Below are 13,297 nucleotides of genomic sequence, written 5' to 3'. Positions count from 1 at the left end.
CTCTCGGGCCTCAGGGCGTCGTGCGCCTCTGATGATCGGGGGAGTGGGTGGGCGGCGCGTTAGCGCGCGGGCGCGGTCGCCTGGTTCAGCGTGCCGCAGCGGCGGCAGGTGGCCGTCGCCGGAAGGCTCACCAGGTATTCGTGGCCGCGGGCGAAGCTCAGATGCATCACGCCGTCACGGCGCACGCCCAGCAGCTTGCCGCAGCAGCTGCACCGCCAGTCGTTCGCAGTGCCCGCAATGCGGGTGGCGCGGCCAGCAGTCACTTTGCGGGCCGGGCGGAAGGAAGTGGGGGTTGGCATTTGGAATGCTCCGTCGATGATGGAGCATCTCAAATGAAGCAGCGAATCGGAGTTAGTCAGACCCCCTGAACGGAGTTGGAGCGGAGTTGGAGCTCAGACGGCGATCTCCCAAAGTCCGCGCTTCGGGGAGCGCAGGAAGCCGTCCTTCAGCTTATTCCAAAGAATTTGACCAAAAATGTTGCCAAGCGACTGATCGCCAAAGCCAGCCGTCAGGTCCTCCGACTTCATGGGAATCGGATGTGCCTGAACCAGTCGATCGATAAGGATCACTCGCTGGGCGCCCACGATCTCGATGGTGCCCTTGCCGGGGACGCTCAGCACACCCACGCTATCACCCGACTTCTGGAACTCGACCGCCGCGCCGCCCTGGGCAAGCGATCGGTTCCGACGAAACGCCGTTGTCAGGCTCATCATGTCGACAGCAAACTCGGCCGCGTCCGGGAGAATGTGATCGGTGAGCCTGGCGAGCACGTTCGCCGCGAGAGATGCCCCCGGCAGGTCGCCAGCCTGTAGGACAAGGCCGATCCCCTGCTTGTCCCGCGCTCGAAGCTCAGTGTCGATGGCGGCGCGGATACGTTCATCTTCGAGCCTGCGCGCGAGATACAGCGGCACCGCCCGGCCATCGATTTCGAGAGCGCCGAGTGCGACCAGCTCCGGCCTGATATCCTCCATCGCTGTGATGTCCAGCGCCTTGCCGAGCTGATCGCGCAGGTGGGCCGCAACCCACCCGTCGCGGACCCGATAGACGCGGTAGCGATCGGGCATCGCAGCTGCGGAGGACTGGCCATCGCTAGAGCGCAATTCGGCTCCCCCAGGGGGGACCACGACAGCGGCCACATGCTCCGCGAAATCGTCCTCGTCATCGACCAGTTCGTCACCCTCCCAACCTGCGGGAACCAGAAACCCGAGATCGAGCAAAGTTTCGACGTCTACCCCGCGCTCGAAAAGCCAGGAACCGCCGATCCGGTCAGACCCAAGGTTCCACAACGCCAGCAGCGCAGGAAGCACCGCCATGCTCTCTCGGGGCGTCGGTGCCCGACCGTCCCGTAATATGCCCCAGTACCGGAGCAAGCGGTGGCCGAGGACACGCTCGAACGGATCGTCCAGGCTGTGCAGGCTCGTGGTGTTTCTGTCCGTGACGGTGAAGTCGAGCGTGCGCTCCCCGTCCACACCAACGCGACGGTATTGAACCGCAATTTCCACAAACCGGATCGCGAGGGCATCGCGGAATATCCGATCAAGCCCCGGCTGATCGCTGATCAACTGTCCGATGTCTTCATCCAGCGGCGTCGAGACCGACAGCCTGCTGGCGAGGTTGCCGATACTGATATCCGCGCGGATGACCTGAGCCCGCAGGATGCTCACGTCCTCGAAGTCGGGGATCTCCAGTTCGAACCCGCCAAAGAACCGCCCGATGTCATAGGCCTGAAAATCGACGGGTTGTTGCGATGGCTCCTGCTCGAGCACGGTCCTGATGAAGCTCTCGGCCGCGTCATGGCGCAGCTTTCGGGTCCCGGCCCGGACATGCACCCGCCCGGTACTCGGGGTGTGCACAATCATGATTTCACCGGGCGGGCGGAAGTACATTGTCGTGCGCTGCCCGTCGTCGTGGAGTTCCCGCACGCTCGTGGGAGCTTCGGGGTGAACCACCAGGTACATGACTTGAGCGGGTTCATCACCGTCCTGGGGAATGGCGAACCGGTCGACCTCATAGCCGTCGCCCCGGTCAAGCCTCGCGCGCAGATCTTCGAGCAAGGTCCGCAGCGCGGAGGGTTCAACATCCGTCCCACCGTCCTCCGCAGGCTCGACCATGAATGTCTGATAGTGACGGTCATAGCGGCGATAGAGCCGCAGATGCAGGGTGTTCTCGGCCGCCTCAAACAACATCGGCTGCTGGAGATAAGCCCACAAGCTACGCGCCAGCGCGTCGCGCTGCCCCTCGAACTCGCGCTTCTGCTCTGTCGCCAGTTTGGAGCGAACCAGTCCGTCGAGGGCGAACTGGCCGCGATCTGACGACATGGTGACGATGCGGGCCGCCTCGGTTTCGAGCGGCGACAGCTTCTCCTTGCGCTGCTCGCGCAGCATGGCCGCGGCCGGCACGTTCCCGTCCGCTTCATCCGGATCGAAGTAGTAATCGACCAGCCAGGTCAGTTTGTCGAAAACCCGCATTCGCAGAAACGCGGCGATCATCGACGCATCGGCGTCGCCGAACAGGCGGGACAGGGCGGGGCAGGACCTGGCTGGCGCTCGAACCATGCAGATCTCCATGATCAGAGTTTTCCAAGGCTAACCCAAGACGGAAAAAGCGCAAAATAATCTTGTGCACCGTGTCCCGATCCGCCGGAACGGGTGGCTTTTCATCTTCGAGAAGCCCGTGAGCCGAGATGAAGCGCCCCAATCCCCTGTCACCCTCCCTCATGACGCCCGCCGAGCGCCGCGCCGAGCTCTGCGGCCTGTTGGCGCTCGGGCTTGTTCGGTTGCGCATGCGGGAGAAGGGCGAAGTATCTGACGATACTGGAGAACGTTGCCTACACTATCCGCCCGACCAATGCCGTCATGCAACTCCAACTCACCGGAGAAATGCATGAACAAGCCCGATCCCATCCCCGCGCGCCTGGCCGCGCTCAAGACCACGCCGACGTCCGACCTGAAGCAACAGTGGCGCGACCTGTTCGACAGCGAGCCGCCACCATTCAACCGCCGCTACCTCGAGTCCCGCCTGGCCTACCGCATCCAGGAACTCGCCTATGGCGGGCTGAAGCCGGAGACGATCCGGCGGCTGGAGCGGCTGGGCGAGGAACTGGACGGCGGCGACCGCGCGAAGCGGAGCATCCGCGCCGACCGCGACCGGCCCATCACCGGCACGCGGCTGCTGCGCGAGTGGCAGGGTGTCGAGCAGGTCGTCACCGTCGCGGCCGATGGCTTCGAATGGCAGGGGCGGCCCTACAAGTCGCTGTCCGCCATCGCCCGCGCCATCACTGGCACGCGGTGGAACGGGTGGGTCTTCTTCGGCCTCAAGAATCATCGGGGGCGGGGATGACGAAGCCGCCCGAGAAATCGAAACCCTTCCGCAAGCTCCGTTGCGCCGTCTACACCCGGAAATCCAGCGAGGAAGGGTTGGAGCAGGAGTTCAACAGCCTCCACGCCCAGCGCGAGGCCTGCGAATCCTACATCGCCAGCCAGCGCTCCGAGGGCTGGGTGCTGGTCCGCGACCAGTATGACGACGGCGGCATCTCCGGCGGGACGCTGGACCGCCCCGGCCTGCAGCGGATGATCGACGACATCGAGGACGGACTGGTCGACGTGGTCGTGGTCTACAAGATCGACCGGCTCAGTCGCTCACTCGCCGACTTCGCAAAGCTGGTCGAAGTGTTCGACCGGAACGGCGTGACCTTCGTTTCGGTGACCCAGGCCTTCAACACAACCACGTCGATGGGCCGGCTGACGCTTAACATCCTGCTCTCGTTCGCCCAGTTCGAGCGGGAGGTCACGGCTGAGCGCATCCGCGACAAGGTCGCCGCCAGCCGCAAGAAGGGCATGTGGATGGGCGGGGTGCCGCCCTACGGCTACCGCGTCGAGAACCGGAAGCTGGTGGTTGACGAAGATGCCGCCGCGCATGTGCGCTGGATCTTCGCCCGCTTCCTTGAAATCGGGTCCTGCACCGAACTGGCGCGGGAGGTCGGCGCGCGCGGCCTTCGGACGCCGCGCGGCAACCGGATCGACAAGAAATACATCTACCGCATGCTCAGCAACCGCGTCTACATCGGCGAGGCGGTCCACAAGGGCGAGAGCTATCCCGGCGAGCACGACGCCATCATCGATCGCGAGACGTGGGACCGGGTGCATGCCATCCTGCAGGAGAGCCCGCGCAAGCGTGCCGCCCGCACCCGTGCCGAGACGCCGGCGCTGCTGAAGGGGCTGCTCTTCGGTCCCGATGGCGCAGCGTTTTCGCCGACGCACACCCGCAAGGCCGACAGGCTCTACCGCTACTACGTCAGCCAGACGGTGTTGAAGCATGGGGCCGGATTATGCCCTGTCGGCCGCGTGCCGGCGGGTGAGATCGAGGCCGCGGTCATCGACCAACTCCGTGCCGTGTTCCGCCAGCCAGAGATCGTTGCAGGAACCTGGAAGGCGGCGCGCGCCCACGCCGCCGACATCACTGAGGCCGAAGCCCGCGCGGCCCTGCAGCAGCTCGATCCGCTGTGGGACGAACTCTTCCCCGCCGAGCAGGCGCGCATAGTCACGCTGCTGGTCGAGCGCGTCGATATCGGCACGAACGGGCTCAACTTCCGGCTCCGGATGGACGGCCTCGGAGGGCTCGCGCGCGAGATGCTGTCTGGCAGCATCGGAGCAGCGGCATGACCCGCGCGACGGCGGTCCCCGAGACCATTACAATCCACGTGCCATTCCGCATCGTGAAGCGCGGCGGGCGGAAAGAGATGCAGCGGCCATCAGGCACCCAAGCGCGCGGGAAGCCGGACGATACGCTCATCAAGGCGCTTGCGCGCGCGTTCCGCTGGAAGAGGATGCTCGACAACGGTGACTTCGCCACGGTAGCCGACCTCGCCGCGCAGGAAGGCATCGCTGTCTCCTACCTCACGCGTGTGCTTCGGCTGACGCAGCTTGCGCCCGATCTCGTCGAAGCGATACTCGACGCACGGCATCCCCCGGGCCTGACGCTTCAGTCGCTGCGAGTGCAGATCCCCGATGAATGGTCGAGGCAGCGCGAGTCCTTGCTGCGAGGGACGGAATAAGGCTTGCGGCATCAGTCGGCCACGCTGTAGCTTCTCCGAGCCGTTGTCGGGCGAAAGAGCTGCCAAACCAAAGAATTGCGCGTTGATCTGAGCCGAGTTCTTTGACAAGCCGTTTGCTGCGCGATGGCATGTCGAAACCGGGCGAAGTAGATTGCGCATGAACGAAGCCGATACCTGCAGGAAGTTCGTCGTCCCGAAGCTGCAGGAAGCAGGCTGGGATGATCGCCCGCACGCGATAAACGAGCAGAGAACTTTTACTGACGGCCGAGTTGTATTTGTCGGCGGCAAAGCTCGCCGTGGCAAGCAGAAGCGCTCAGACTATCTTCTCCGATACAATCCGGATTTCCCGATCGCGGTCGTTGAGGCCAAATCCCGCTACCGGCACGCCGCGGAGGGCCTCCAACAAGCCAAGGAATATGCGGAAATCCTTGGACTTCGGTTCGCGTATTCGACCAACGGGATCGAGATTGTCGAGTTCGACTACACGACCGGCATCGAGCGAACGATTTCGGATTTCCCGGCGCCTGATGACCTTTGGGCCCGGCTTCGCCGCGCCGAGGGCATTGTCGACGACCAAGTGGCCGAACGGCTGCTGACGCCCACCTTTCCAGACCGAGCCAAACCCCTTCGCTACTATCAGGAAATCGCGGTGAACCGCGCGGTTCAAGCGGCCCTTCAGGGCAGGACGCGGGCCCTTCTCACACTGTGCACCGGAGCGGGCAAGACTGCCGTCGCCTTCCAGATCTGCTGGAAGCTATGGTCAGCACGCTGGAATTCCAAAGGGGTCAACCGAAACCCGAAGATCCTGTTTCTCGCTGATCGCAACGTCCTGGTCGACGATCCGATGGCAAAGGATTTCAGCCCGTTTGGCGACGCCCGTCACAAGATTGCTGGCGGCGTGGCGGTCAAGAGCCGCGACATGTATTTCGCAATCTACCAGTCCATCGCGCGTGACGAGAACCGTCCCGGCCTCTACCGAGAGTATGCGCGCGACTTCTTCGATCTCATCATCATTGACGAATGCCATCGTGGCAGCGCCCGGGACGACAGCAACTGGCGAGAAATCCTCGAGTGGTTCGAGCCTGCGACCCAGATCGGGATGACAGCGATGCCGCGGCGAGAGGATAACGTCGACACTTACAACTATTTCGGCGATCCGCTCTATGAGTACAGCCTCGCGCAGGGCATCGCTGACGGCTTCCTGGCCCCGTATCGCGTCCACCGCGTCATCTCGGACTACGACGCCGCCGGATGGCGACCGACGCGGGGTGAACTTGATCGTTATGGGCGAGAAATCCCCGACGCCGAATACTCCACGCGGGACTTCGAGCGGGTCGTGGCGCTGCGTGCACGAACGCAGGCCATTGCGAGACATCTCGCGGGCTTCATGGCCGAGACCGACCGTTTCGCGAAGACCATCGTCTTCTGCGTCGACCAGGAACACGCGCTCGAGATGCGGCAGGCGCTCGCCGCCCTGAACACCGATCTCGTGAAGGACCATCCCGACTACGTTTGCCGCGTGACGTCCGACGAAGGCGATGTGGGAAGCGCGCACAGGGCGAAGTTTCAGGATGTCGAGACCCAGACGCCGGTCATCCTCACCACGTCGCAGCTTCTCACGACCGGCGTGGACGCCCCGACCTGCAAGAACGTGGTGCTCGCGCGGGTCGTGGGCTCCATGCCCGAGTTCAAGCAGATCATCGGGCGAGGCACCCGTCTCAGGCCCGACTACGGCAAGCTCGCCTTCAACATCATCGACTACACCGGGACCGCGACGCGCATGTTCGCCGATCCCGCCTTTGACGGCGATCCCGTCCGCGAGGACGAAGCGGTCATCAATGCAGACGGCGACATCGTGGAAGAGCGCGAGATCGAAGAAGTGGCACTGGATCCCGACGATTTTCCAGAAGGGCCCGATATGCCGGATGGACCCGTCGATCTGGGGGACGAGGGCGAGAACGGGCCCCGCAAGTTCTATGTTGATGGCGGCGAGGTCTCGATCGTCCGGCACCTCGTCTACGAACTCGATTCTGACGGGCGGCAGCTCGCCTGCCGCCAGCTTACCGATTACACCGGCGACAAGGTTCGCACGCTCTATCCCAATGCGTCGGAACTGCGCACGGACTGGCTTGACCCCGAACGCCGGGCGGAGATCGTCGAGCGGCTCGAGGAGAAGGGCATCGACCTCGATTCCCTGGCTGATGCAGTCGGAAAACCGGAGGCCGATCCGTTCGATCTCCTTTGCCATCTGGCATATAACGCGCCGCTGCGAACCCGGCGCGAGCGTGCTGACCGTCTGCTGAGAGAGCAGGACGAGTTTCTGGACCGCTTCGGGCCGGATGCCCGCGAGGTCTTGGATGCCGTGCTTGAAAAGTATGCCGAACATGGCAGTGCCCAGTTCAAGCTTCCGGACATCCTGGAAGTGCCCCCGTTCAACGAGTGGGGCAACGTCATCGAAATCGCCGCCCGCTTCGGCGGGGGCAAGGAGCTGCGCAGCGCCGTCACCGAGCTGCAGCGTTTGCTCTACACCGCTTGAATTGAAGGAGATCCAACTTGGCCAGAACCGCCCGTAAGAAGGCTGCGCCGAAGCAACTGACCACTGCCCAGCGTCTCGACAGCATCATCAAGTCCGCCCGCAAGATCATGCGAAAGGACAAGGGGCTGAACGGCGACCTCGATCGGTTGCCGATGCTGACCTGGATCATGTTCCTGAAGTTCCTCGACGACATGGAACGGATCGAGGAAGGACGCGCGGAGCTCGCAGGCAAGGACTATCGCCCGATTATCGAAGCCCCTTATCGTTGGCGCGACTGGGCGGCAGATGCGGATGGCATCACCGGTCCCGACCTCCTGTCGTTTCTCGTTTCCGAAATGACCGAGCGCCCGGACGACACGCGCGGCCCGGGGCTCTTCGCCTATCTCCGAGGCTTGCGAGGCGATAACGGGCGGCGCGAACGGCGCGACGTGATCGCGACCGTCTTTCAGGGCTTCGCAAACCGGATGGAGAGCGGCTACCTGCTGCGCGACGTCGTCAATCTGATCGACGGCATCCACTTCGACTCGTCGGAGGAAGTCCATACCCTCGGTCGCCTTTACGAGACGCTGCTGCGCGAGATGCGTGACGCGGCAGGGGACTCAGGCGAGTTCTACACGCCTCGGCCGGTCGTGCGGTTCATGGTCGAAGTGACCGATCCCAAACTGGGCGAGACCATCCTCGATCCGGCATGCGGCACCGGCGGATTTCTGACAGAGGCCTTTCAGCATCTCGAGCGCCAGGCCGATACGGTCGAGAAGCGGCGCATCCTGCAGGAGGACAGCTTCTTCGGTGGCGAGGCCAAGTCGCTACCGTTCCTTCTGTCCCAGCTCAACCTCCTGCTGCACGGCCTGCATGCCCCGCGCATCGACCCCGGCAACGCCCTTCGCTTCCGCCTGGCCGAGATCGGCGAGGATCAGAGGGTCAATGTCATCCTGACCAATCCGCCGTTCGGCGGCGAGGAGGAGGCGGGCATCCTCAACAACTTCCCCGAGGACCGGCGCACGGCCGAAACGGCGCTACTGTTCCTGCAACTGATCATGCGGCGGCTGAAGCGCGCCGGGCGCGGGCGGGCCGCGGTCGTCGTTCCGCACGGCACGCTGTTCGGCGATGGCATCTCGGCGCGGATCAAGGCGGACCTGCTCGAGAAGTTCAACCTGCACACGGTGGTCCGGCTGCGTGAGGGGGTCTTCGCGCCCTATACGGACATCCCGGCAAACCTGATCTTCTTCGACACGACCGGACCGACGAAGGACATCTGGTACTACGAGATGCCGCTGCCGGAGGGCCGCAAGAAGTACTCGAAGACCGCGCCCATGGCCTATGAGGAATTTGCGGACTGCCTCGCCTGGTGGAAGAAGCGCGAGCCGAACGAGCGCGCCTGGAAGGTCTCGGCCGCTGACCTGATCCAGCGCGACGCGCAGGATCGCGTTGTCGCCTGCAACCTGGACATCAAGAACCCGCATTCCGCAGAGGTCGTAGATCACCGTGCGCCGGCGGAGATCGCGGATGCGATCATCGCACAGGAGCAGCGGATCATCGAGATTATGGACGAGATCAAGGCCGTGCTAGCGGAGCGACTGTGATGCGCGACAAGAGTGTTCCGCTGTCCGAAGTTCTGCAGCTTGATATAAATGCAGTCGATATTGATGCGAATACAACTTACGAAATGTCTGGCGTCTACGGCTTTGGGCGAGGGCTTTTCCATCGTGAGCCGCTGCGCGGATCGGAGACAACCTACAAGCGTTTTCACCATCTTTCGGTCGGGCAGGTCGTCTTAAGCCAACTCAAGGGCTGGGAAGGTGCGATCGCCGTCGTTGATCCAGAAAATTCTGGACGCTTTCTCTCGACCCAGTTCCCCACATTCCGCTGCGACGAGGAACGGGCAATTATCGCCTATGTGGGATGGTTCCTTAAGTATGCTCCCAATTGGCATGCACTACGTCGGAAGTCCCGCGGTATGGGCGCGCGCCGCGACACTATTTCTCCAGAAAAGTTCCTGTCGCTAAAGATCCCGCTGCCGTCCCTCGACGATCAGCGCCGCATCGTCGAAAGGCTCGACCAGGTCGCGGCACTGGTGGACGAACGCCGCAACGCTATCGAGGCGGCAGAGCGGGAGACGCGGGCGCTGCTGCTAAAAGCCTTTCAGCGCGCCATCGATGGCGCCCCCCTGCGCCCCATGGCCGAGGTCGCGCCGCTGATGCGCAGGCCGGTCGAGATCGATCTTGACGCGAGCTATCCCGAGCTCGGCGTCCGTTCGTTCGGCCGCGGTACTTTTCATAAACCCGATCTGCTGGGCGCGGACCTGAGCTGGCAAAAGCTCTTCCTTGTTCAGCAAGGCGACCTCGTGTTCAGCAACATCAAGGCTTGGGAGGGGGCGTTCGCAGTGGCTGGCCCCGATGACCATGGGCGGGTCGGCTCGCACCGCTACCTGACATGCGTTCCCACTCAGGGGCTCGCGACAGCCGAGTTCATCTGGTTCTACCTCCAGACCTCTGAAGGTCTCGGCAAGGTCCAATCCGCATCGCCCGGAAGTGCCGACAGGAACCGCACTCTGGGGCAAGGAGCGCTGGAGGCAATCACCGTTCCGACGCCACCGATCGGCCGCCAGGAATGGTTTGACCGTCTGCATGCGAAGGCCCGCGAGGCCCGCGGCATCCGCGCCAGCACTGCTAAGGACGTGGAGGCTCTTATTCCGGCCATGCTACACGAGATCTTCGACGGTCGGGCGAAGGCCGCATGATACCTCGCGCCGTCCTTACCCGGATCGACCGGGCTGCGGTACAGGGACGAACGGGGCCTGTCCTGTCGGCCTGCGAGGCGGATGGCGAGGAAGAGGTCGAAGTTTTCGTCAAGCTTTCGGCAGGTTGCGACCAGGCGGTAGTGAACCTGGCGAGAGAGGCCATTGCCGCATGTCTTGCAGCCGATCTGGGGCTTCCGGTGCCAAGGCCCTGGATCGTCGAGATCCCGCCGGAGATTTTTCCGGTGGTGACAGACCCCCAGATCGCTGACAAGCTGCGCCGCAGTTGTCCCTTGGCGTTTGGCTCTACGCGCAGCACGGGTTTCTCCGCTTGGAGCTGCGGTCAGCGCCTCTCTGACGCGATGAGGCCAGTTGCCGCTGGCATCCTGCTGTTCGACGCGATCATCCAGAACCCTGATCGGCGGGCGGAGAATCCGAACTGCCTTGTCAGGGGCAACGATCTGAGGATCATCGATCACGAGCTTGCCTTCGCCCACCGCCTGCCCCTCCTGTGGCGCGCGCCATGGGTACTTGGCGGCATGAGGGACTTAGAAACCCCTGGCAGGCATATTTTCGTGCATGAGCTGAAAGGCGCGCCGTTCGACTTCAGCGAGATCAAATCTCGCTGGAGCGCCTTGTCGGATGCGCGGCTGCAGGAGTATGAAGGAGCCATCCCCCCGGAGTGGGCAGCAGCCCGCGCCGACATAGATGCTGCGCTGAAGTTGATCGCCGAGGCTAGGGACAACATCGATGCATGCATCGGGGAACTTGGGAGGATACTGGCATGACCGCGAAGGAGCCGTATAGCTACGTCGTTCTGCGATACATTCACGATGTCCTTACGGGCGAGTTCGTGAATGTCGGCTTGGTCATGGTCGTCCCTGGTCGACCGCTCATCCTGACGAAATCCCGCAAAACATTCGGCCGTATAAAGAATGTTTTTCCGGATCTGGACAGTGAGTCCTACAAGCGCGCGATCGAAGCCATCGATCGGGGGATGAAGAGCGTTCAGCGTAGTCTGAAAAGTGAGGGCCTTTTCAAAGGCGAGAGGACAGCCGGTGACTATGCGCGGATCGCGTTGCCGCTCGATGACAGCTCGTTGCAGTGGTCGCCAGTAGGCGCCGGCCTGACTGCGGACCCGCAGAAGACCTTCGATCAGCTCTATCTGCGTTTTGTATCGAGGTATGATCGACCGTCTGAGCGCCGACGGAGTGATGACGACGTATGGCGTCCCGTCGAGGCGAAGCTCAAGGAGCATGGTGTAAACGTTGAGCTGGAGCCGAAGCGCATCCAAGGAAATACGGACGCTGTCGAGTTTCGTCATGCGTGGAAGAACGGGCGCTGGCACGTATACGAGCCACTTTCATTCGACCTGTCTGACGCAGACAACATCAAGGATAAGGCACGCCGCTGGCTGGGGCACCTTTCAGCCGTCAAGATTGGCACAACCGAGGATGTTCAGGTTCATTTCATAGTGGGGCGTCCTCAGAACACCTCCTTGGAGCCAGCGTACCGGAATGCCGTCGAGATCCTTCGTCAGGTGCCGTTCGACAACAAAGTGTTTGACGAGGACCAGATCGAAGACTTCGTGAATCAGATTGAGGACGAAGTGCGGCACCACGAAGGGCGCACTCTGCAATAGACCGCGGCCGTCGCGCGCGCTCAGTTCGAGGACAGTGTCGTCCTCATGCCAAACGCCAATACGAACAGCGATCACCGCTCGCAGACGATTATTCTTATTCTAATCAGTGACTTGCGAGCTGTTCACCGAAAGCGCGGCGGTTAACAGGTCCGGAGAATATCGGCCCGGAGAGAACGCGTGTGCGCCCTTCGGGGCGTGAGCCGGTTAACAGCCCCTCCCGCATAACTCTCGAAAACAACGGAAAAATCCGGCCGCAGCCGGATCGGGAGAACGCTTTCGCTGGGGCAAGTGGCGGAGGGGATGGGCCTGAAAGACAACCTTCTCTGGAAGACCTGCCTTCTGACAGGTCGCCGTTCTGCTGTCCGAGCCAGCTTGCCAGCGAGACGAGGCGCGACATCATGTCTGCGAGGCTCATGATCCACAGGTCGCGGTTGGCGATATGCCCGATCTCATGCGCCAGAACCCCCGCGAGTTCTCGGCCGTCGAGCAGGCCGAGCAGCCCGTCGGTGACGCAGATGGCGCTGTCCTCGGGGCTGCCCAGGGCGAAGGCGTTCGGCAGCCGGCTCGGCACTTGATAAAGCGCCGGCGCGCGCTGCAGCCCGGCCCTGCGGGCGAGTTCGGCCAGGGCCGCGACGAGACCGCGGACATCACGACCGGTGAGCTGCTGCGCCTGGTAAGCCGAGAGGAGCAGCCGGTGTGGCAGCGCGGGCGCAAACAGGAGCCTCCCGACCATCGCGAGCGCTATGAGGAGACCGGTCTCGGGTCCGACGATCGCTGTCACCGCGATCCAGGCGATCGCGGCCATGAGCCCGAGCAGCAGCGCCGATTGCACGAAATTGAGCATGCGGTGGCTGGCGGAGGCCGCGTCATCGCGTCTCGTGGCCTTCGAGTTCGCGCCGGTCCTGATCGCGCACCAGCCAGTGGACAGCGCCGAGCGCAAGAGCCGCGCCCGCGAGGGCGGCAATCTTGGCTGGCTCCGTCTCGCCAAGGTCGAGGATGATGAATTTGCGCGCGATGGCGAGGAGCGCGATCAGCACGATCGTGCGGACCTGGAGGATCCCGAAGCTGCGTTCTGTCGCCACAAGAAGGGAGCGCTTGAACTCGAGCGCAATTACAACGGTGAAGATCATTCCGAACACCACCTGGAAGGTGGCGTAATCGAGCGTGTCGAACGCTCCCAAGACCAACCGGTTCACGACCTCGCGCATCAGCGCCCAAACCGACGCCACGACGATAACCGCAATGATGGCGCTGAGGACGAAAATGACGACCTGTTCGAACTTCTCGTAGAGCGTCATCGCCGACCATTGTTCACGGGTTAGCCCTGAT

The 13,297-nt window shown here is 63.0% G+C and carries 12 protein-coding genes; 8 read left to right on the top strand and 4 right to left on the bottom strand.

Annotation, left to right across the window (positions count from 1 at the left end; genetic code table 11):
- Positions 1-59: 59 nt before the first annotated feature.
- A complete protein-coding gene (locus tag CK240_RS16530; protein WP_240517531.1) occupies positions 60-263 on the bottom strand; it encodes a hypothetical protein in 204 nt (67 codons plus the stop codon).
- 129 nt (positions 264-392) lie between these two features.
- On the bottom strand, positions 393-2,567 hold the full coding sequence (locus tag CK240_RS16525; protein ID WP_095641413.1) for a hypothetical protein: 2,175 nt from the start codon (positions 2,565-2,567) through the stop codon (positions 393-395).
- A 316-nt stretch (positions 2,568-2,883) separates the two neighbouring features.
- Here CK240_RS16525 and CK240_RS16515 point away from each other — a divergent pair, with 316 nt between their 5' ends.
- From CK240_RS16515 to CK240_RS16480, 8 genes are all read left to right on the top strand, one after another.
- Positions 2,884-3,339, top strand: a complete 456-nt coding sequence (locus CK240_RS16515) for a DUF2924 domain-containing protein (protein WP_095641411.1) — start codon at positions 2,884-2,886, stop codon at positions 3,337-3,339.
- Positions 3,336-4,661, top strand: coding sequence for a recombinase family protein (locus tag CK240_RS16510; RefSeq protein ID WP_095641410.1), 1,326 nt, complete (start codon positions 3,336-3,338; stop codon positions 4,659-4,661). The genes CK240_RS16515 and CK240_RS16510 overlap by 4 nt, the downstream gene beginning before the upstream one ends.
- Positions 4,658-5,053 (top strand): hypothetical protein, encoded by a 396-nt coding sequence (locus tag CK240_RS16505; RefSeq protein ID WP_095641409.1) that lies wholly within the window; start codon positions 4,658-4,660, stop codon positions 5,051-5,053. Before CK240_RS16510 ends, CK240_RS16505 begins: the two co-directional genes overlap by 4 nt.
- Before the next feature lie 157 nt (positions 5,054-5,210).
- Positions 5,211-7,589 carry an EcoAI/FtnUII family type I restriction enzme subunit R gene (hsdR, locus tag CK240_RS16500; protein WP_205957893.1) on the top strand — a complete coding sequence of 793 codons (2,379 nt, stop codon included), beginning with the start codon at positions 5,211-5,213 and terminating at the stop codon, positions 7,587-7,589.
- Between the two features lie 17 nt (positions 7,590-7,606).
- The gene (locus CK240_RS16495) at positions 7,607-9,172 is read left to right on the top strand and encodes a class I SAM-dependent DNA methyltransferase (RefSeq protein WP_202879105.1); all 1,566 of its coding nucleotides are present in this window, start codon (positions 7,607-7,609) and stop codon (positions 9,170-9,172) included.
- Positions 9,172-10,329, top strand: coding sequence for a restriction endonuclease subunit S (locus tag CK240_RS16490; protein ID WP_095641407.1), 1,158 nt, complete (start codon positions 9,172-9,174; stop codon positions 10,327-10,329). The genes CK240_RS16495 and CK240_RS16490 overlap by 1 nt, the downstream gene beginning before the upstream one ends.
- Complete coding sequence (locus tag CK240_RS16485) at positions 10,326-11,114, top strand: HipA family kinase (protein WP_095641406.1); 789 nt, start codon at positions 10,326-10,328, stop codon at positions 11,112-11,114. Before CK240_RS16490 ends, CK240_RS16485 begins: the two co-directional genes overlap by 4 nt.
- Positions 11,111-11,968 carry a DUF3037 domain-containing protein gene (locus CK240_RS16480; RefSeq protein WP_167650091.1) on the top strand — a complete coding sequence of 286 codons (858 nt, stop codon included), beginning with the start codon at positions 11,111-11,113 and terminating at the stop codon, positions 11,966-11,968. The genes CK240_RS16485 and CK240_RS16480 overlap by 4 nt, the downstream gene beginning before the upstream one ends.
- 103 nt (positions 11,969-12,071) lie before the next feature.
- Here the strand turns inward: CK240_RS16480 and CK240_RS16475 are convergent, their stop codons facing one another.
- Positions 12,072-12,812, bottom strand: a complete 741-nt coding sequence (locus tag CK240_RS16475; RefSeq protein WP_095641404.1) for a M48 family metalloprotease — start codon at positions 12,810-12,812, stop codon at positions 12,072-12,074.
- A gap of 22 nt (positions 12,813-12,834) precedes the next feature.
- Positions 12,835-13,297, bottom strand: a 463-nt coding sequence (locus CK240_RS16470; RefSeq protein WP_205957892.1) for a phosphate-starvation-inducible PsiE family protein, incomplete at its 5' end; no start/stop codon positions are given.

The sequence above is a fragment of the Paracoccus salipaludis genome (genome assembly GCF_002287065.1).
Classification (GTDB): Bacteria; Pseudomonadota; Alphaproteobacteria; order Rhodobacterales; family Rhodobacteraceae; genus Paracoccus; species Paracoccus salipaludis.
Note: the sequence above shows the minus strand (reverse complement) of the source record. Positions and strands in the feature narration are given on the sequence as shown.